Source organism: Catenovulum sp. 2E275 (genome assembly GCF_025515275.1).
Taxonomy (GTDB): Bacteria; Pseudomonadota; Gammaproteobacteria; order Enterobacterales; family Alteromonadaceae; genus Catenovulum.
On sequence record NZ_JAOPFU010000029.1, the window covers coordinates 35,788 to 54,489 of the forward strand.

Consider the following 18,702-nt stretch of genomic DNA (forward strand, 5'->3'; position numbering starts at 1 on the left):
GAATCGAACCCCAACAAAAAATTAAATAGGCACTCAGGTGAATAACGATAATCCCCAAAGCGCTTCAAGGCTAACAGGTTAATTTCCCCTATTCGCAACATTTTGAGTTAATAGCTTACAGAGTATTTTAATCACCCTAACTCGGGTTCTATCTGTTTTATTTGTTGCCTTACAACAATAAACGAGCCAAGCCAGCCTAATAACATGCTAATACCGAGTAAGATAAACATTTCACCTATGCTGAGTCCGGCAAGGCTAAAGTTGGAGTGATACAGTTCAGTGAGTTTTTCAATTGAGCTGGCTAAAAATAACAGCAGTATTTCAATGCTAAACCAAGCCAGCATACCCGCAAAAAAACCATACCAAAGCCCAGTATATAAAAAAGGACGCTGAATAAAACTGTCGGTTGCACCTACCAGTTTAAGCACTTCGATTTCCTCTTTGCGATTTGCGATAGATAATCGAATGGTATTACCAACAATTAAAACCACTGAGATACATAATAAAATAACTAAACTACTGAGCGCTGTATTCACCATACTTAACAATGCGTTTAAACGACGCAGCCATTCAATATCCAGTTTGCCAAAGTCAACTTCTCGCATTTGCTCAAGCTCAGTTAATAAATCTTTGGCTGCGCTGGCAGATGAAAATTCAGGTAACGGAGCAACAACCAATACATTAGGCAGTGGGTTTGAATCAAGCAGGTTTAATGCATCGCCAAAGCCAGATTCTTGTTCAAACTCAGCCAACGCGTCGTCTTTACTAATTAGCCGAACTTTGTCAACTTTATGATTGAGTTCAACTTGTTTAATAAAAGTCGAAAGCTGTTGCTGGTTTAATTCATCTTGTAAAAACAGGGAGATTTCTGCGGCGCTTTGCCAATTTTGTTCTACCGATTCGGCGTTTTTAACCACAACATATAACGTCGCCGGTAAGGTTAAACTCACACCCAATACCGCTATGGTTAAAATAGATGGCATAGGATCGCGCCAAATACTGCCAAGTGAACTTAACCACTGACGAAGATGACTGATAAAAAAGCTTCTTATTTTTTGAATAAAACTCAGTTTACGCTGATTAGCACCTGATGAACGTTCACGGTTTTTAAATAATAAACTCATGTTATACCTCGCCCTCATCATCAGCTAAATTGGAGGTTAACATTCGGCCTTGTTTGAGTGTTAAAGTGCGGTATTTCATGCGAGCAATTAAACCAAGATCATGGGTTGCGATAAAAACACTGGTACCAACCCGGTTAAATTCTTCAAAAATACGCATTATATCAAGCGATAACTTAGGATCTAAATTACCGGTTGGTTCGTCGGCTAATAAAATTGGAGGGGTATTAACTACAGCTCTGGCAATGCCGACTCTTTGCTGCTCACCACCCGATAACATAACTGGGTAGTATCTTTGTTTATCCAACAAGCCTACTTTATCTAAAGCGGCATGTACCCGCTTTTTAGTTTCTTTTAAACTGTAACCTTCAATAATTAAAGGCAAAGCGACATTATCAAATACGGTTTGCTCTTTTAATAAGTGATGATTTTGAAAAATCATCCCGATATCGCGTCTAACATAAGGGATCTGCCGGCGATTGATCTGACTTAAATCATGTCCGTTAATTAGCACTTTTCCGGTAGACGGACGCTCCATAATTGAAATCAGTTTAAGCAAGGTACTTTTACCAGCGCCAGAATGTCCGGTTAAAAATGCCATTTCACCCGCTTTTATTTCAAAGCTGATTTTTTGCAGCGCCTGATGCCCACCGCGATAAGTTTTTGATACTTGCTCAAACTGAATCATCCGTAAACCTTTTGTTTTTGTATTTATTCGTTTGCTTCGTCTGTACTAAATAAGGCTTCAATAAAATCATCGGCATTAAATGGCCGTAAATCATCAATTCCCTCACCCACACCTATGTAGCGAATCGGCACTTTAAATTGATCTGCTACTGCAAAAATAACCCCACCTTTTGCGGTTCCGTCTAACTTAGTTAATGAAATACCGGTTAACCCAACCGCTTCATCAAATAACTTAGTTTGGCTAACTGCATTTTGCCCAGTGGTTGAATCTATCACTAACATAATTTCGTGTGGGGCATTCGGGTCGATTTTTTTCATTACCCGTACAATTTTTTTAAGCTCTTCCATTAAATGCGATTTGTTTTGCAAACGACCTGCGGTATCGGCAATTAAAATATCGACATTTTTAGCTTTAGCTGAGGCAAAAGCATCGTAAACAACAGACGCACTATCGGCACCGGTATGCTGCGCAACGACATGAATATTATTACGTTGCCCCCAAACTTGTAGCTGCTCAACCGCTGCGGCTCTAAATGTATCACCGGCAGCTAACATCACAGACTTACCTTGTTGCTGATATTGCTTAGCGAGTTTACCTATGGTGGTGGTTTTACCTACCCCGTTTACCCCAACCATTAAAATAACTAATGGGCCATCGTTTGGCGGTGTTAGCTCTAATGGTTTATCCACTTCTGCTAAAATGTCGCGCATTTTCTCTTTTAACAAACCGTATAAAGCTTCTGCATTTTTTAACTCTTTGCGTTTTGCAGATTCTGTCACCGAGTTAATAATTTTGGTTGTTGTGTCTATCCCCAAATCAGCCATTAAGAGCTGAGTTTCCAGCTCCTCAAATAAATCATCATCAATTTTTTTGTCTTTAAACAGACCAAATAAACCACTACCAATAGAGGCTTTAGTGCGGGTTAAACTTTGCTTTAAACGCGAGAAAAAGCCCGGTTTTTGTTGTGGTTCAGGTTGAGTCTCTGCACTATTTGTTTCTACTTCGCTGATTTCTGGCTCAGACGCTTCTGGCTCATCTGCTTTAGGCTCTGTCGCTAACTCAGTTTCGACTTGAGCTTCTACCACATCAACTTCAAGCTCACCGGCTTTGTTTTTTATATCTTCAGCCAGTTCAAGCGACTCATCTTGCGATACGTTATTTTGCTGCTCGTTTTGCTCTTGTTTTTCAGCTTTTTGTTCTGTTTCACTTTTAAGCGCTGGTTCTGGCGGTTGTACAGCTTCATTTTTTTGCTCATCAACCTGTTCATTTTGAGCGCTATCTTTGCGCCCGAACCAACTAAACAAACCTTTCTTTTTGCTCATCCGCTTTTAAATCTCTATTAATTTTATCGATTAAATTTTTGAAAAATTGCGTAAAAATTTCTTAGAATTTCACAACATTAGTTATTTTTGTCATTTTAACCCTAAATCAAATCAGATTGTAGTAAGAGTTAAACTAAGTTGAGTTAACATGCCTGTTTATTCACACTTTGCGGTATAATCCTGCCAGAACTGTTTCATTTATAAAAATTGATTAAAAGGAAAGCTATGCCAGCTCGCCGCCCAAACCGCAGTCATGCCCATAAAACAACTCAGCATAAAAATACGGGATTTATCCGAATTATCAGCGGCAGATTCAAAGGCAAAAAACTCCCCGTACAAGACAGCCAAGGGCTACGTCCAACCACTAACAGAGTAAAAGAAACTTTATTTAACTGGTTAATGTTTAATGTAAATGGTGCAAAAGTCTTGGACTGTTTTGCAGGCTCTGGATCTTTAGGGTTTGAGGCATTATCCCGCGAGGCGGCCTCTGTTACTTTGGTTGAAAAGACCCCGCAGGTGGCAAAGCAGTTAAAACAGAATTTGCAGCAAATTACCCAGTCTCAGCATAATACAGATTTGCAAGCCGAAGTCATTGAGCAAGATTGTTTAACTTTTTTAAACCAATGCCAAAATCAATTTGATCTAGTTTTTATTGATCCGCCTTTTCGATTGGGGTTAGCTGAAAAAACTTGCCAGTTATTAATACAAAATCATCTTCTAAGCTCAGATGCATTAATTTATGTAGAAACCGAAAGCGAATTAAAAGACATTTTTTGGCCTGCTAACTGGCAAATTTTAAAAGAAAAAACAGCTGGCCAAGTTTGCTACCGTTTGTTTCAGGTGAGCTAACGCTATTTGCCAAAAATACACTTGTTATTCAAATTTCACTTTTCAATTGAGCTAAATTCTGCCAGCATAAAATTAACTGAGATTAACTGCGCAATTTTATGACTGATAACCCAAACCTTGTTGATATTGAAAGGACTTTTTTAATCACGGAAAAGTCAGCTCCCAATGACGTTGTTGATCAAATTATTGAGATAGCGCCAAATTGCAAACTCTTTGAAATTGTCGCTGAAGACGTATTATCAGGCAGCACTCAACTACTCGAAACAGATTTATGTATTGTCTATTTACCAGACGAGCTCAATGCGCAGGTTATTCCGGTTTTAGCAAAAGAAGGCTGTACTATTTCGGTTTTACCACATAAAGAAGCGCCACAAAGTGTGATTGGGTTTGGTGTTCACTTTGATTTAAAAGAAGCAATAAAAGACAGCTTTAGTTTAGAGCAATACACAGTTGATATGCTTAAATGCAATAACGAGCTAGTATTAAACTCTGTTGAAGTAGGCGACTTTGTTGGTTTAAAACCAATCAGAATGACTAAGCCAAGTTTATTAAACCGTTTAAAAAACTTTGGCAAACGACTTAAAGAAATTCACCGTCAAATTCCATTTAAATTAACGCTGACAACCCAAAAAGGCAAAACCATAACGACTGCGGTTACCGCGATTTCAGTGATTGAGCATTCTAGCAATACCCGTTTTGTCCAGCAGTTAATTGGCGAGTCCAACATTAATGACGGCATGTTCCATGCAGTATTTTTAGCGCCACGCAGCTTACGCCAGCTATTATTCGGATTAATTAAAAATATAGTGACTCCTCCGACTAAACTACCCGAATTTATTGGTCACGTTAGAACCGGCGGTATGGAGTTAACCACGCAAAAAGAAATAGAATACCGCATTGACGGGCGTGAGCGCCGTGGGGATAAACTCTATTTTGAAATTCAAAATAAATCTTTGCAATTAGTGCCCGGCCGTTACTTAAAAGTAGACAGAGCCGCGGCTCACGGTAAAGAAGCTTTTAGGACTCAACATTTACCAACTGCTGATGCTGTGCCAGAACTGGTGAGTAAAACCTTACCGTGGAATATTCACGCCGGCACTGAAGAGTTTCGTGAGCTTTATCAATCATTACGTGAGAACGCCAGCACATCGGGTGGTTTTTTAACCTTAATGGCTCTATCTACCATGCTCGCCACTTTAGGTTTATTCGCAAATTCAGCACCGGTCATTATTGGCGCAATGATTTTAGCCCCGCTAATGGCACCGATAGTTTCGCTGGCGATGAGTACAGTCCGCCAAGATCAAAGTTTAATGACACAATCCAGCAAAACCTTACTCAATGGCTTATTGTTGGCATTAAGTTGTGGCTCATTATTATCTTTGATGATCCCGCTTAATTCGCTAACCCAAGAAATGTCAGCACGGGTTTCACCTAACCTGCTGGATTTAGGGGTAGCTATTATTTCAGGGATAGCCGCTGCTTATGCTAACAGCCGCTCCGAAGTCGCAAAAAGTTTAGCTGGCGTTGCTATCGCTGTGGCACTTGTTCCGCCGCTGGCAACAACAGGCGTTGCAATTGCATGGATGGATCTGGACATGATTTTAGGTTCATTCCTGCTATTTTTAACTAACCTTTCTGGCATAGTATTAGCCGCCGCAATTACCTTTTCATGGTTAGGGTTTTCACCATTTCGCCGCGCCCAAAAAGGTTTATTGATTACCGTAATCATTACCACCTTAATCTCAATTCCGCTTGCACTCAGTTTTGTTAACATGGTGCAGAACAATACTTGGACAGGCAAAGTGAGTTCGCTGCAATTAAAAGATGCACAAATAAAAAATGTAAAAATATTTCATGAGTCGCCTTTATTGGTCAGATTCGACCTAGTTGTGCCGAATTACCCAAGCGAAGTACAAATTGAAGCCATAAAAAAACAGCTTGAACAGAGTTTAGAGCGACCGGTTGAACTGGAAATGACACTCGTGATCAGGCGTTAAACTGACAAAATCTGAATTTCGTCAAGATAACTGTTCAATTTTTGATTAATTTTTTATGAAAGTAGATACATTTTAAGCGACAAGTTAGTTATTTTACTGCTAAAATGAATCTGCAACAGAAAAGTATCCCGTTTTTTTGGGAGCTTAGTTTTTTAGAAAGAAAGAGAAAGCAATGTCAAATCAAGTAACAGGAACAGTGAAGTGGTTCAATGATGAAAAAGGTTTTGGATTCATTGAGCAAGAAGGCGGTAAAGATGTGTTTGTACACTTTAGTGCTATTCAGGCAAACGGACGTAAAACTTTAAAAGATGGCCAACAAGTGACTATGACAGTTACTCAAGGTCAAAAAGGCCCACAAGCTGAGAACGTAGTTCCAGTTTAATAAGCACTCGACTTAAATCGACACCCAGTCGGTCGTTTTTATTCAGTGCTTAGGCTCCATAATAAACAAAGACCGACTTTATCCCCTCTTTAAATCTCTCTGCAATTAAATTAAACAATAACAAACCTACCTTAATTTATGTTCCAACTATGGTAGACAAAAAAAATAGCCCGCTGGGCAAATTTTCTTATATGTAATTCAGCTTATTTAGATATTCTTCAATATTTTTTATTCATTCAATCCGGTTTTATTTTCCTGAGTTAAAAATTCCGTATAATGAATTACAGAACATCTGTTTATTCAACCCTTTAGGAGTTAAATTTGGAAAAGTTTTTTGAAAACTTACTTTATTCTGCCCGTTGGTTATTAGCCCCTTTATATTTGGGACTGAGTTTGGCATTAGTTGCTTTAACGGTTAAATTCTTTCAGGAAATCTGGCATTTATTTCCAGTGTTATTTTCGTTAAAAGAAACAGATTTAATTTTAACTATCTTGTCTTTAATTGATATTTCACTGGTCGGTGGTTTATTAGTTATGGTGATGCTATCTGGTTATGAAAACTTTGTCAGCCAGATTGATATTGAGTCTGGCCGCGAAAAGCTGGGCTGGTTAGGTAAGGTTGACTCTGGCACCTTAAAAACTAAGGTAGCGGCGTCTATTGTGGCGATATCGTCGATTCATTTGCTCAAAATATTTATGAATGCAGACAAAATAGAAACCGAAAAAATGATGTGGTATGTCATTATCCACCTCACTTTTGTCGCTTCTGCTTTTATTATGGGTTATTTAGATAAAATTAATCGCCACTAAGGCGATTAATTTTTTAAAGTTAAACTAAAAATAGCCTAACTGCTTTAACTTTAATAAGGCAGCAACACTAATTGCATCGTGAATTCGGCCTTGCATAACATAATCAAAAGCCTGACTCAGCGGCATTTTTACTAGCTGTAAGGCTTCGGTATCTTCCGGCTCGGCTTCACCCATTTCTAAACCTTTAGCCAAATAAACAATTGCCTGATCATCGGTTGATGAATTAGAAAGCGACATTTCTAAGAAGGGTGTTAACGTTTGTGCGGTTAAACCAGCTTCTTCTTTTAATTCCCGTCTAGCACACTCTTCCGGCAATTCGCCTTTAGGGCAACCACCCTCAATAATTTCCCAGCTATATTTTTGTAGTGGGTAACGCCATTGTCCTACCAGCCAAGTATTCCCATCTTCATCAACCGGGACAATGCCCACAGCTGAGTTTTGAAATTCAACCACACTATAAATACCATCGGTTCCGGCGGGCGTGATAACTTTATCTTCGCGGACTTTAATCCACGGGCTTTGATAAATATCTTCGCTTGATTTAACTTTCCACGGATTACCTTCGTCTTTCATTATCGTTCCTTTAGAATCACTCTGTGCAGAGCTGAGCTTACCATATTGTACCTTGCAATAAAGTGAACTGGGCTTATGATCTATAAATCAATTTATTGTGGGGTTAAATATGAGCCAGGTTTTAAATGAGTTAATTGATTTATTAGCGCTAGAGAAAATAGAAAAAGGAATTTATCGTGGTCAATCTCAGGATTTAGGATTTGGCGCTGTATTTGGTGGGCAAGTTTTAGGACAAGCCTTATCAGCGGCTCAACAAAGCGCGCCGGACGATAGACACTTACATTCTTTTCACTCTTATTTTTTACGCTCTGGCGATGTTAAACATCCCATTGTTTATAAAGTTGATGTTATTAGAGACGGAAAAAGCTTTTGCACCCGCAGAGTGGAAGCAATTCAACATGGCTTACCCATTTTTTATTTAACGGCCTCATTTCAAAAGCTAGAATCGGGTTTTGAGCATCAGTCAACTATGCCTGAAGTAAAAGGCCCTGACGGGTTAACCTCTGAACTTGAATTAGCTCGGCAGTTTCAACAATATATTCCGCCTAGCATCAGAGATAAATTTATTAGTGATAAACCACTTGAGTTCAGAGCAGTTGAGCCATTAAACCCGTTAGCACCTGAAAAAGCCCAGCCGCGCCGTCACTTTTGGGTAAAAGCAAATGGACAAATTGCTGATAACAGCCAGATGAATAAATATTTGCTGGCTTATGCCTCTGATTTTAATTTTTTAGTTACTTCGTTATTGCCACATGCCAGAACCTTTATTGATCCTAAAATGCAGGTTGCAACTTTAGATCATTCGATGTGGTTTCATCGTGATTTTAGTTTAAATGACTGGTTATTATTTGCGATTGATAGTCCGTCAGCATCAGGAGCCAGAGGATTTGTCCGTGGTGAATTCTATAATTTACAGGGCAAACTGGTAGCGTCTTGCGCTCAGGAAGGCGTAATCAGAGATAGGGGTTAATTCAACCGAAACCGTGGCTAATTACCTGCGCAATTCGCATTTACTGCGCTCGCTATTAACCACGAATTAAAGTGATTGCTGCTGATTAACTTATACTTTTTCGGCTGCAATCACAGATATTTCAACTAACAAAGCCTCTCTTGCCATAGCAGCTTGCACACATGCTCGTGCAGGCGCAAAACCTTGAGGTATCCATGCATCCCACACCGCATTCATTGGTGCAAAGTCAGCCATATCTTTTAAATAAATAGTCGCAGATAAAATATGTTCTTTATCACTACCCGCTTGGGTTAATAAGGCATCCACCTTATCTAACATGGTTTGTGTTTGTTCAGTAATATCTTTTGTTGCATCTGCACAAACTTGTCCACATAAATAAATGGTGCCTTGATGTTTTACAATTCGGCTCATTCTTGCGCCGGTTTCGATTCTTTCAATCATGTTGACTACCCGTAAAATAACACCCAAATAGCTTGGGTATAAAACCAAGTATTGTAACAAATATCGCGGCTAAGTTGGGGCTATTTATCCTGATGTGAGTAACTACCATCCCATACATCAAGGTTTTGCTGGCTCAGCACATCGATCCGGGCTAAAAATATTTGATAGACTTTATATTGGGTTTGTTCAAATAAACTGGTAAAGAGTAATCTGGCATTTTCCCAGTCTTGCGCAAAATAAGCACGATACGCTAACTCGTGTAAATGCATTACTTGCTCGTCTAAAAATTTTATGGGTTGATAAACAGAAATCGCCTGCTGTTTGCCCTTTACTTTCACTTTATCAATTAACAGATATTTAAATTCAGTAGCCGTTTGTTTGGTTTTTTGACTGACTAAAAAATTAACGCCATAAAACTTAGTCAGGCTCTCTAGTCGGCTGGCTAAGTTAACTGAGTCACCAATAACGGTATAAGCTCGCCTAAACTCAGATCCCATATCGCCAACATTCATTTCGCCGGTATTAATACCAATACCAATTTCAATTTTTGGCCACCCTTTTTTGGCAAATTCGGCATTAATTTTTCTGGTTGCTTCAATCATTTCAAATGCGGCATCAATAGCGTGTTGGCAGTGTTTTGGATCATTAAGTGGTGCGCCCCAAAATGCCATCACCATATCACCCACATATTTATCTATTGTGCCCTGATTATCTAAAATAATTTTGGTAATTGGTGATAAATATTCATTTAAGAGTTGCTTTACCTCACCAGCAGAAAGTCCTTCTGAAATTCGGGTAAAATCACGAATATCAGCAAATAATACAGTCATTTGTTTACGCTCACCGGCAAAACTGACTTTATTTGGTGAAGCTAACATTTTATCAATATGCGCAGCCGGCACATATTGTTCAAAATAGTTTTTAATTTTATTTTTTTGAAAGCTTTCAGCCAAATAACCTGAAATTAGATTAATCAGGCTAATTCCAAAAATCAGTAACAAACAACCGGTCAGCGGAAGCACTAACCGCCAATAATGCCACAATAATAAGTTAAGCCCGATGCAAGCAGCTATTGTAACAGTTGCCACTAAAATCATTGCAATTGAGTTCAACCGATTTAAAAACAAGCTTAGTAATAAACCAACCAGCAATAAAAATAGGGTAATAATAGCATCAACACTATCTGGCTCGGTTAATAAAATTTCAGGGTGTAGCAAGCCATAAGCAATATTGGCATGCACCTCAACTCCCGGATATTGCATCCCTACAGGTGTTTCAATTAAGTCAGCCAACCCTGCGGCGGAAGTACCAACAAAAGCAATAGCCCCCGCTAAATTTTCAGGATCTACCCTGTCATTAATAACATCTGTCGCCGAAATATAACGAAAGCTAGCTTGTTTGCCTTGATAAGGTATCCAGATCCGGCCATAAGCGTCGGTTGGAACAAAGCTCTGGTTTAGCCATAAACCTGTTATAAACGCATAATCTCCGGCGGGTTTACTTTCGACTTTAATTTGATTCTCAAATGAATATGTTCTAACCGCTTCCAGTGCTAAAGATGGATAAATATTGTCTTTATGTCTTAACAGTAAAGCCGCTCGGCGAATAGAGCCATCATCGTCCGGAATTGAATTAATAAAGCCTTGGTTAAACCTAAATGAATCCGTTTCATACTGAATTTTAAGTTTATCAATTGCGGCACGCATAGTTGATTTACTCAACACTGACGTTTGCTGTGCGGTAACATTAGCGGGCGTTAATACCACAGAGGTTTGCAGGTTATCATGCTGGACAATATGTTGAGGTTGCCGCATGCCCGAATCATCCAATTGCATCGCCAGTACTGAATCTGTTTTTGCTAGACTATTGGCAAATATTAAATCGGCATCAAATTTAGAACGAATTTGCACCAATTGCTGTTTAGTTTGTGGCGATAAATAAAGGGAATAAAGAATTTCTTCAACCGGATTATGTTGAGTTTCGCTAAACATAATATCAAAAGCCACTACAGCAGTATTAGCTGCAGCAAGTTTATCAACAAGTATGGCCAGCGTTTTTCTATCCCAAGGGAAACGCCCTTGCTCGGCAATTGATTTTTCATCGATATCAACAATCACAATTTTGGTCTGTGAATGATTTTGAGCCGGTAAAGCAATAGATTGATTTAACAAATTTAAGCGTAAATCGTATAAAATACCCTCTAGCTTATTTAGGGTAATTTTTGCAGGTGAAGTATTGGCAGATAGCTGCCACAAAATAATAAATGCAGTGAGTATAATTCCTAACAATATTGTTAAGGGCTTTAATTTCATCCGTTTAACTCAATAACCATGCCTTCTGCCGCTGCAAAAATATCAATCTCAAATTCTTCATGTTCGGTTAAATACTGATCAATTGCAATTAATTGCCGATCAATATGTTGATCTGTCCGGCTAATATCATGGCTATATAAAGCACATTGTTTTACTTTTGCCTGACATGCTAACTCCACAGTTTGCTCAATCACGCTGTGTCCCCAGCCATGCTTAAACGGCATATCCTGCTCTGCATATTGAGCATCATGGATTAATAAATCAACCGACTGTAAAAAACTTAACCATTCGTTATAGCTGGTTTCTTGAGGATACGGCGGTGCCAGTTCGTTATCAGTAATATATGCCAGCTTAATCCCATTATCTTCAATTAAATATGCGCTGCCTCCGCCGGGATGATTAATTTTTGTGCGGGAGATATTAGCGCTGCCGATTTTCCAGTTATCTTGCCCATTTAAATAAGAGAAACGAATATCGGCTGATAATTGTTGATAGCTAATAGGAAACCAAGTGGCTGACATTTGCTCTAAAATAGCAGTGTCTTGTTTAGGCTCAGTTAACCCTGGAGTGATCTGAATTTGACGCCCTTGCTGATAGGCCGGACGGAAAAAAGGAAACCCTTGAATATGATCCCAGTGATTATGAGTTAACAACAAATGAATTGGCGTATCTTTTTGCGCAAGTTTTTCGCCTAAAGGAACGATTCCCGTCCCGGAATCTAATACTATATCTGTTCCGTCAGTCAGCTCAATATGAACACAAGCAGTATTGCCCCCATACTTGGTAAATTCAGCGCCAACGGCTGGCATTGATCCTCTAACGCCATAAAATGTAACTATCATACTTAATCCACATTGCAGTTTGCATTACTTTAATAATAATTTTTATAGCAAAACTTAGCTGTGAACACTTTCTCAAATGTGTACACTCAATAAAAATATTGCGCCAAATTTGTAATTTACAATTAATTTGACGCTAACTAAACCTGTTGTTATAAAGCCCCACTAGCTGAGATTGCTGGCAACTCAAACGCGTCAAGCGGTAACGATGAACGGCTACTTTGTTTTTTGGGTTGAGCTAAATTAGACTCAGCCCGTTCAAATGCCTGATTAAGCTGTGCATACCACTGCTTTTTATCTTCTTTAAACGACATTAAACTATCAACCTCGACTTTTTTACTGACACTAGACGATAACGTATTTTGATTATTATCTATCCGACTATCTGTATTCGCCATACTAGAGTTTTTCTTCACTAATGGGTTTTCAAATTCAAATAAATCACGCTGTTTAGTTGCGGTTGGTTTAGGTAATAAATCGCCACTTTGTGCAGGTTCTACATCGCTTGACTTTTGATTAGCCGCTAAAGCAGTGTTAAGTCTGGTTTGCTGGTTAAAAGCAATCGCATGACCATTTTCAAATACGGCTGGCGCGTCGGCTAAACCCGAAACTTTGCCTGACTGAATATTGATTTTGGCAAAATTAAATGGCTCGTTATGACCAAACGAATACGTTTTATTGTCATGTTTTGAGCGAAAATCAATCGCTCCATCCCACACCGCTAAAAATAATTCATCGTTAACCATTTCTACTTCAAAGTGAGTCCCGCGAACTCCAATACTGCCTGCTGGGGTATTTAAAGTGTAATTGCCATTATAGCTTTTAATTTTGCCGCTAATGGTTCTTAACCCACCTGATAATAAATTCATCACCGCAGAACCGGTATTATTTTCCTGATCGTATTGATAGCTGGCTACTTCTAACTGAGAGTTTTCTTGCAAAGCTAATAAACCGCCATCGATCATTTTAAATTGTGCCTGACTATCTTCGGCTGTGGTAATTGTATCAATTTTATAAACCGGCGATCTACGGTTTAACGCACGGCTAGCATGTTCTGAAATAGCTTTAACCTTGCCGCTAGCGATAATTGTTTTACCCGCTAATTCTGCCGCTGATAAAGGCAAACTTGGTAATAGTGCAAATACAGTTAATAAATAAACTGATTTCATTTTTTTTAAAGCTTTCATCATTGTGTACCTGTTTGGATACTCATTTATAAAGTCAGACTGCTTAAAATTTGTAATTTAGCTGACTGATAATGGCACTTCTGTCCAGATTATAAAATTTATAATTACTGTTTCGGCTGGACAAAGTTAAGCTGTTTTGCCATTGCCACTTATCCGACAGTTTATATTCAAAACCTAACTCAAAAGAATTCAAGTGATCCCGTCGTTTTTGATCCGACACCGCTGAGTTCATACCTAATGTTTGATTCACCGCGTCATGCTCAATGGATTGATGCTGAAGGTTTAGCGTTAATAACCCTAAGTCTTTCAGTTGAGTTTGCCAGTTAACACCGATTGCATTGAGTTGTCTTTCAAAGTGCTGTGAATCTGAGTCACTATTGTCTACCTCTTGAGTACCATGTGTAAAGTAGCTCGTCAATTTCTGCTGCTCAAAACGATAACTATGACTCAATTTAAAACTTAAACTTTGTAAATCTGGATTATTATCTGCCTGGTTATTGGCCGTTGAAAACTGGCTGCTAACCGCAAATTCGTGTTGAGCTGAATAATGCCAGCTAAGTTTACCAAGCAATGCATATAAATCCTGATATGCCGAGTCCGCTAACCAAAACTTTTGATATAAACCGCTAACTTGTCCGCTCAGGTTTTGCCATTTATGCATGTATCCACCAGCAATATTTAATTTTGTGATGGTAAAATCATCTGCGCTGGCATAATTATTTCGCTTAAACTTTGCGCTGGCAAATACACTGGACGATGCTTCAAGTGGTTTTAAATATAAAATATCAGCACCAAATGAGTGTAAAACCCCATCCGAGTCTGATGCTTTAGTTAATACGCTATTTGGCGAAGGTAATGGAAGTGGGTAAACATCTTCGGCTAATGCAGCTAATGCGTTGGAGTCATACCCTAAACCCAGTTGGATATTCGCAATGAAATTTTTTGCTAACTGAGCCGCTGGCTCCTGTGTCATATTTGCGAGATATTGTTGGCTATTGCTACTGATTGTTGAATTATATTCAGTCTGATTTTTAAGTATTGTAAATTCCCGTTTAGCCGCTTCATAGTTATGAACCTGATAATAGGCAACAGCTAAAGTATAGCGAATATTAGTATCTTGCGGCCGAGCCAATAAAGCTCGCTCAAATGCAAAAATAGATTCCTGTAAATGACCAGAATGATAAGCAGACAATCCATATAAATAATCAAAATTAGGATCACCGGCCAGTAAGTCAAATAAGCGCTCAGCGAGTTGATATGCAGCCTGATAATCCTGTTGTTCAACAAGTTTAATCAGTTTTTGTCTATCATCTATTGCTTGCACGTTAAATGGTGCAATTCCACCTAAAATAATTAAGCAGGCTGTATAAATTTGTTTTTTTAATAAGTACATACTATCCCTAAATTAAAGGTAGGTGGCAAAACATTAGGATGAAAATAAGTATGGTTATTTTATAGATAATTGACTTGATTAAACAGACATTTGTGCAATTTTAAATCATACTATTAATAAGCAATACATTTTATCGGCAAAGGCAAAAGTTTGAGAAAAACCAAAGCATTTTTATTTATTTTGCTGCTCAGCTTGAATATATCTCAAGGGCAAAGTGCAGAACTTAAATTTACAAGAACCGATAATCAATTTAGTTACCAATGGCAAGATCATAACCAAAATACTCAAACTCTCAGCTTTAAGATTGATAAAAAACCACTGTTTAATTTATTTAGAAAATTTAAGGCTTACCGACCTGCGCTGGCACAAAATTATTTATACAAACAATTACAAGCTAAAGTACCCAATTACCAATCAAGATATGCTCAAATACAAGTAAAAAAACAAGGGCTTGGCGTTGAATTAACAGTAAAAGCGCAGGATAAAGCCGAGTTAATAAAACTCAATGCACAAATGCTTGAACTCAGAACTGAAATTTTAAATCAGTATTTAGATAAGCATTATTATATGGAATTTACCAACCGTTTTGCGCAAGCTTTTATCAAGCCAGATCACATCCGCATTGCGCAGGAATCGCTTCCTCTATTTGACGATATAGTTGCCCAGGCTCAGGAAAATCTGAAAAATATGAGTGGACGTGACATTATCAATTATTATTTAAGCTGGGTTCAAAGCATTCCTTATTCTACCTTAGAAGACAGAAGCCAGTCACAAGGGCTTGGTTTTAGTCCCCCAAATAAATTATTGCTGGAAAATCAGGGCGATTGTGACAGTAAATCAACCCTATTTATTAGCTTAATGCGTGCTTTTTTTAGTCATTTAAATATAGTAATGGTTTATTTGCCTAATCACGCTTTGGTCGGTTTGCAACTTGGCCATATTAGCCAAGATGAGTACATTAGTTTAGACGGGATTGACTATGTTTTAGCTGAACCCACGGGGCCGGGTTTATTTAAAGTAGGTGAAATTTCAGAACAGTCAAAACAGGATATTATGGCCGGACGTTTTACGGTTGAAGAACTACCCACTAGCCATTAATGACTTTATCAATACAGGAATAGTTATAGCTAAATCAATGTGAAGCAAAGACAAAAAAACCGCTTGCGCGGTTTTTTAAATTTAGTTTGGTGCTTTAAAATCGTATTAAACGTTAAAACGAAAATGGATTACATCGCCATCTTTCACAATATAATCTTTACCTTCTAAGCGCCATTTACCAGCATCTTTAGCACCGGCTTCACCGTTATTAGCAATAAAATCATCAAAACCAACTACTTCAGCTCGAATAAAGCCTTTTTCAAAGTCGGTATGAATTTTACCGGCTGCTTGTGGTGCAGTTGAGTTAATTTTAATGGTCCATGCTCTTACTTCTTTTACCCCTGCGGTAAAATAAGTATGCAGGTTTAATAACTCATAACCACCACGGATAACTCGGTTTAATCCCGGCTCTTCTAATCCTAAATCAGCCATAAAATCAGCTCGCTCTTCGGCGTCTAACTCAGCTAATTCAGCTTCAATTTCTGCACATACAGGTACAACAATCGCATTTTCTTTTGCGGCGATTTCTCGTACCACATCTAAATATGGATTATCGTCAAAACCATCATCATTTACATTTGCTATGTACATAGTTGGTTTTAACGTTAAAAAGTTTAAATACGCAATGGCTGCTTTTTCTTCTGGCGCTAATTCAACAGAGCGCAACATCCCGCCTTCGTCTAAAGTAGGTTTTAGTTTTTCTAAAACTTCCAGTTCAACTTTAGCCTCTTTATCGCCGCCTTTGGCTTTTTTAGCCGCGCGTTGCATCGCTTTTTCGCATGTATCCATGTCTGCCAATGCAAGTTCTGTATTAATGGTATCAATATCTTCTGCCGGATTAACACGGCCTGCAACGTGAACGATATTTTCGTTTTCAAAACAACGAACAACATGACCAATTGCATCTGTTTCACGGATATTGGCTAAAAATTTATTACCTAAACCTTCACCTTTGGATGCACCAGCCACTAAACCGGCAATATCCACAAATTCCATTGTGGTCGGTAAAATGCGCTGCGGATTTACAATTTTAGCTAACTGATCTAAACGCGGATCAGGTACAGGCACCACACCGGTATTTGGCTCAATTGTACAAAATGGAAAGTTTGCTGCTTCAATCCCAGCTTCTGTTAATGCATTAAACAATGTAGATTTACCAACATTTGGTAAACCGACGATACCGCATTTAAAACCCATATCTAAAAACCTTATGCTTTAAAACTATGTAATCGGCTTACCGCTTTGGTGTAGCCATCGCGAAACCAAACTTCAGTACACCTAACGGCTTCATCAATTGCCGCATCAATTAATTCTTGTTCTGCTTGTGGTGCTTTACCTAAAACATGGCCTGTTACTTTTTCTTTACTGCCCGGATGACCAATGCCTATTCGTAAGCGTAAAAAATCCCGGTTATTGGCTAACCGACTAATGCTATCACGTAAACCGTTATGTCCGCCATGACCACCGCCACGTTTTAATTTAGCAATGCCGGGGGGAATGTCCAGCTCATCATGAGCAATTAAAATTTCTTCGGCCGGAATTTTATAAAATTGTGCTAAAGCTGCAATAGCCTGCCCACTTCGGTTCATAAAAGTGGTTGGGATAAGTAAACGAACATCTTGTCCGTTAATTTGAATCAAGCCCGTAAAACCAAAATATTTGCTATCTAATTTAAGCTGGGCATTATATCTTTGTGCTAGTTCGCGGACGTACCACTCTCCAGCATTATGGCGAGTTCTTTCATATTCGGGGCCTGGATTACCCAGACCCACGATTATTTTAACAGTCTCTGTCATCAGGTGAAAACCCGATATTATTCAGCGTCTGTTTCAGCTTCTTCAGCGTCGCCTTCATCAGCAGCAGCGCCTTTAGGCTTGTCGATAGTTACAACAGCACCATCGTGATCTGTACCTTTAGCTAATTCAACTGAGCTAACACCAGCTGGTAATTTAACGTCAGATAAATGAAGTGTATCGCCAACTTTAAGGTCAGCTACGTCAACTTCAATGAATTCTGGTAAATCTTTTGGTAAACAAGCGATTTCAATTTCAGTTGCGTGGTGAGATACAATACCACCAGCTTTAACTGGTTTTTCTTCGTTGATGAAGTGAACCGGTACAGTTGTGTGGATTTCTTGACCAGCAACAACACGTAAAAAGTCAACGTGCATGATTTTTGGCTTGAATGGGTGACGTTGAATGTCTTTAACGATTACATCGTTATTTTCGCCGTCGATAACTAAGTTTAAAACTTGAGAGTAGAAGCTTTCTTGCTCTTGAGCTTTAAAGATAATACGGTGTTCAATAGTTAAAGCCTGAGCTTCTTTACCAGCGCCGTAAACAACTGCTGGAACTTGTTCTGCGTGACGTAGGCGGCGGCTCGCACCTTTCCCCAAATCGCTACGCAAAGATGCGTTAATTTCGATAGTTGACATATAAAATACTCCGATAAAAAAATAAATGTAACGGCTTCGCGACCAAAGCAATTACCTAATCCCAGATTTACGCTAAATCTGGGCGGCGTAGTTTATCACTGCATTATCGAGTTAAAAAGCAATAATTGCTTTTTTAGCTTAAAAAAATAGCAACTGTTTAGGTATATACCCGTTCCGCCTTAAGATGCTTAATTTCAGCCGGAGAAAAAAATGCATGAGGCAAGACAAATTGTTGTAGGTATAGTCATTCTACATCAAAACAATTTGACGCAGTATCAGGCATTTT

General features: G+C 38.7%; 18 protein-coding genes. 6 read left to right on the plus strand and 12 right to left on the minus strand.

From position 1 onward, the window contains the following. Positions 1-131: 131 nt before the first annotated feature. The 3 genes from ftsX to ftsY are packed head-to-tail and all read right to left on the minus strand — an operon-like array spanning position 132 to position 3,131. Positions 132-1,124, minus strand: coding sequence for a permease-like cell division protein FtsX (gene ftsX, locus N7931_RS13255; protein WP_262794716.1), 993 nt, complete (start codon positions 1,122-1,124; stop codon positions 132-134). Between the two features lies 1 nt (position 1,125). Next, complete coding sequence (ftsE, locus tag N7931_RS13260) at positions 1,126-1,809, minus strand: cell division ATP-binding protein FtsE (RefSeq protein WP_262794717.1); 684 nt, start codon at positions 1,807-1,809, stop codon at positions 1,126-1,128. A 23-nt stretch (positions 1,810-1,832) separates the two neighbouring features. Continuing rightward, complete coding sequence (ftsY, locus tag N7931_RS13265) at positions 1,833-3,131, minus strand: signal recognition particle-docking protein FtsY (protein ID WP_262794718.1); 1,299 nt, start codon at positions 3,129-3,131, stop codon at positions 1,833-1,835. Between the two features lie 225 nt (positions 3,132-3,356). Here ftsY and rsmD point away from each other — a divergent pair, with 225 nt between their 5' ends. The 4 genes from rsmD to N7931_RS13285 all read left to right on the plus strand — a co-directional run bounded on the left by rsmD (position 3,357) and on the right by N7931_RS13285 (position 7,169). After that, entirely contained in the window at positions 3,357-3,980 is a 624-nt protein-coding gene (rsmD, locus tag N7931_RS13270; protein ID WP_262794719.1) for a 16S rRNA (guanine(966)-N(2))-methyltransferase RsmD, read from the plus strand. Positions 3,981-4,078: 98 nt separating this feature from the next. After that, positions 4,079-5,977 (plus strand): TIGR00341 family protein, encoded by a 1,899-nt coding sequence (locus N7931_RS13275; RefSeq protein WP_262794720.1) that lies wholly within the window; start codon positions 4,079-4,081, stop codon positions 5,975-5,977. A gap of 172 nt (positions 5,978-6,149) precedes the next feature. After that, on the plus strand, positions 6,150-6,359 hold the full coding sequence (locus N7931_RS13280; protein WP_262794721.1) for a cold-shock protein: 210 nt from the start codon (positions 6,150-6,152) through the stop codon (positions 6,357-6,359). Positions 6,360-6,680: 321 nt separating this feature from the next. Next, complete coding sequence (locus N7931_RS13285; protein ID WP_262794723.1) at positions 6,681-7,169, plus strand: TIGR00645 family protein; 489 nt, start codon at positions 6,681-6,683, stop codon at positions 7,167-7,169. Between the two features lie 24 nt (positions 7,170-7,193). Here the strand turns inward: N7931_RS13285 and N7931_RS13290 are convergent, their stop codons facing one another. Continuing rightward, positions 7,194-7,742 carry an NUDIX domain-containing protein gene (locus N7931_RS13290; protein ID WP_262794724.1) on the minus strand — a complete coding sequence of 183 codons (549 nt, stop codon included), beginning with the start codon at positions 7,740-7,742 and terminating at the stop codon, positions 7,194-7,196. Between the two features lie 109 nt (positions 7,743-7,851). On the opposite strand from N7931_RS13290, the gene tesB reads away from it, so the two are divergent. Continuing rightward, complete coding sequence (gene tesB, locus N7931_RS13295; protein ID WP_262794726.1) at positions 7,852-8,712, plus strand: acyl-CoA thioesterase II; 861 nt, start codon at positions 7,852-7,854, stop codon at positions 8,710-8,712. 90 nt (positions 8,713-8,802) lie between these two features. On the opposite strand, the gene N7931_RS13300 is transcribed toward tesB, so the two are convergent. The 5 genes from N7931_RS13300 to N7931_RS13320 all read right to left on the minus strand — a co-directional run bounded on the left by N7931_RS13300 (position 8,803) and on the right by N7931_RS13320 (position 14,884). Beyond that, a complete protein-coding gene (locus tag N7931_RS13300) occupies positions 8,803-9,153 on the minus strand; it encodes a RidA family protein (RefSeq protein WP_262794727.1) in 351 nt (116 codons plus the stop codon). Positions 9,154-9,233: 80 nt separating this feature from the next. Beyond that, positions 9,234-11,408, minus strand: a complete 2,175-nt coding sequence (locus tag N7931_RS13305; protein ID WP_262794728.1) for a CHASE2 domain-containing protein — start codon at positions 11,406-11,408, stop codon at positions 9,234-9,236. A gap of 53 nt (positions 11,409-11,461) precedes the next feature. Beyond that, complete coding sequence (locus N7931_RS13310; protein ID WP_262794729.1) at positions 11,462-12,307, minus strand: MBL fold metallo-hydrolase; 846 nt, start codon at positions 12,305-12,307, stop codon at positions 11,462-11,464. Positions 12,308-12,456: 149 nt separating this feature from the next. Next, a complete protein-coding gene (locus N7931_RS13315; RefSeq protein ID WP_262794731.1) occupies positions 12,457-13,494 on the minus strand; it encodes a FecR family protein in 1,038 nt (345 codons plus the stop codon). A gap of 40 nt (positions 13,495-13,534) precedes the next feature. Continuing rightward, positions 13,535-14,884 (minus strand): tetratricopeptide repeat protein, encoded by a 1,350-nt coding sequence (locus N7931_RS13320; RefSeq protein ID WP_262794733.1) that lies wholly within the window; start codon positions 14,882-14,884, stop codon positions 13,535-13,537. A 150-nt stretch (positions 14,885-15,034) separates the two neighbouring features. On the opposite strand from N7931_RS13320, the gene N7931_RS13325 reads away from it, so the two are divergent. Continuing rightward, entirely contained in the window at positions 15,035-15,982 is a 948-nt protein-coding gene (locus tag N7931_RS13325; protein ID WP_262794734.1) for a hypothetical protein, read from the plus strand. Positions 15,983-16,087: 105 nt separating this feature from the next. Here the strand turns inward: N7931_RS13325 and ychF are convergent, their stop codons facing one another. Genes ychF through N7931_RS13340 form a run of 3 tightly spaced genes read right to left on the minus strand, consistent with a single transcriptional unit; the run spans position 16,088 to position 18,416 of the window. Further along, complete coding sequence (gene ychF, locus N7931_RS13330) at positions 16,088-17,179, minus strand: redox-regulated ATPase YchF (protein WP_262794735.1); 1,092 nt, start codon at positions 17,177-17,179, stop codon at positions 16,088-16,090. Between the two features lie 11 nt (positions 17,180-17,190). Continuing rightward, positions 17,191-17,778 (minus strand): aminoacyl-tRNA hydrolase, encoded by a 588-nt coding sequence (gene pth / locus N7931_RS13335; RefSeq protein WP_262794736.1) that lies wholly within the window; start codon positions 17,776-17,778, stop codon positions 17,191-17,193. A gap of 17 nt (positions 17,779-17,795) precedes the next feature. After that, positions 17,796-18,416, minus strand: a complete 621-nt coding sequence (locus N7931_RS13340) for a 50S ribosomal protein L25/general stress protein Ctc (protein ID WP_262794737.1) — start codon at positions 18,414-18,416, stop codon at positions 17,796-17,798. Positions 18,417-18,702 lie beyond the last annotated feature (286 nt).

Coding starts and splice junctions, on each gene's coding strand:
- tesB (WP_262794726.1), top strand. CDS start 7,852: ATGAGCCAGGTTTTAAATGAGTTAATTGATTTATTAGCGCTAGAGAAA.
- ftsX (WP_262794716.1), bottom strand. CDS start 1,124: ATGAGTTTATTATTTAAAAACCGTGAACGTTCATCAGGTGCTAATCAG.
- ychF (WP_262794735.1), bottom strand. CDS start 17,179: ATGGGTTTTAAATGCGGTATCGTCGGTTTACCAAATGTTGGTAAATCT.
- N7931_RS13290 (WP_262794724.1), bottom strand. CDS start 7,742: ATGAAAGACGAAGGTAATCCGTGGAAAGTTAAATCAAGCGAAGATATT.
- N7931_RS13310 (WP_262794729.1), bottom strand. CDS start 12,307: ATGATAGTTACATTTTATGGCGTTAGAGGATCAATGCCAGCCGTTGGC.
- N7931_RS13280 (WP_262794721.1), top strand. CDS start 6,150: ATGTCAAATCAAGTAACAGGAACAGTGAAGTGGTTCAATGATGAAAAA.
- N7931_RS13300 (WP_262794727.1), bottom strand. CDS start 9,153: ATGATTGAAAGAATCGAAACCGGCGCAAGAATGAGCCGAATTGTAAAA.
- N7931_RS13275 (WP_262794720.1), top strand. CDS start 4,079: ATGACTGATAACCCAAACCTTGTTGATATTGAAAGGACTTTTTTAATC.
- rsmD (WP_262794719.1), top strand. CDS start 3,357: ATGCCAGCTCGCCGCCCAAACCGCAGTCATGCCCATAAAACAACTCAG.
- ftsE (WP_262794717.1), bottom strand. CDS start 1,809: ATGATTCAGTTTGAGCAAGTATCAAAAACTTATCGCGGTGGGCATCAG.
- N7931_RS13320 (WP_262794733.1), bottom strand. CDS start 14,884: ATGTACTTATTAAAAAAACAAATTTATACAGCCTGCTTAATTATTTTA.
- N7931_RS13315 (WP_262794731.1), bottom strand. CDS start 13,494: ATGATGAAAGCTTTAAAAAAAATGAAATCAGTTTATTTATTAACTGTA.
- pth (WP_262794736.1), bottom strand. CDS start 17,778: ATGACAGAGACTGTTAAAATAATCGTGGGTCTGGGTAATCCAGGCCCC.
- ftsY (WP_262794718.1), bottom strand. CDS start 3,131: ATGAGCAAAAAGAAAGGTTTGTTTAGTTGGTTCGGGCGCAAAGATAGC.
- N7931_RS13340 (WP_262794737.1), bottom strand. CDS start 18,416: ATGTCAACTATCGAAATTAACGCATCTTTGCGTAGCGATTTGGGGAAA.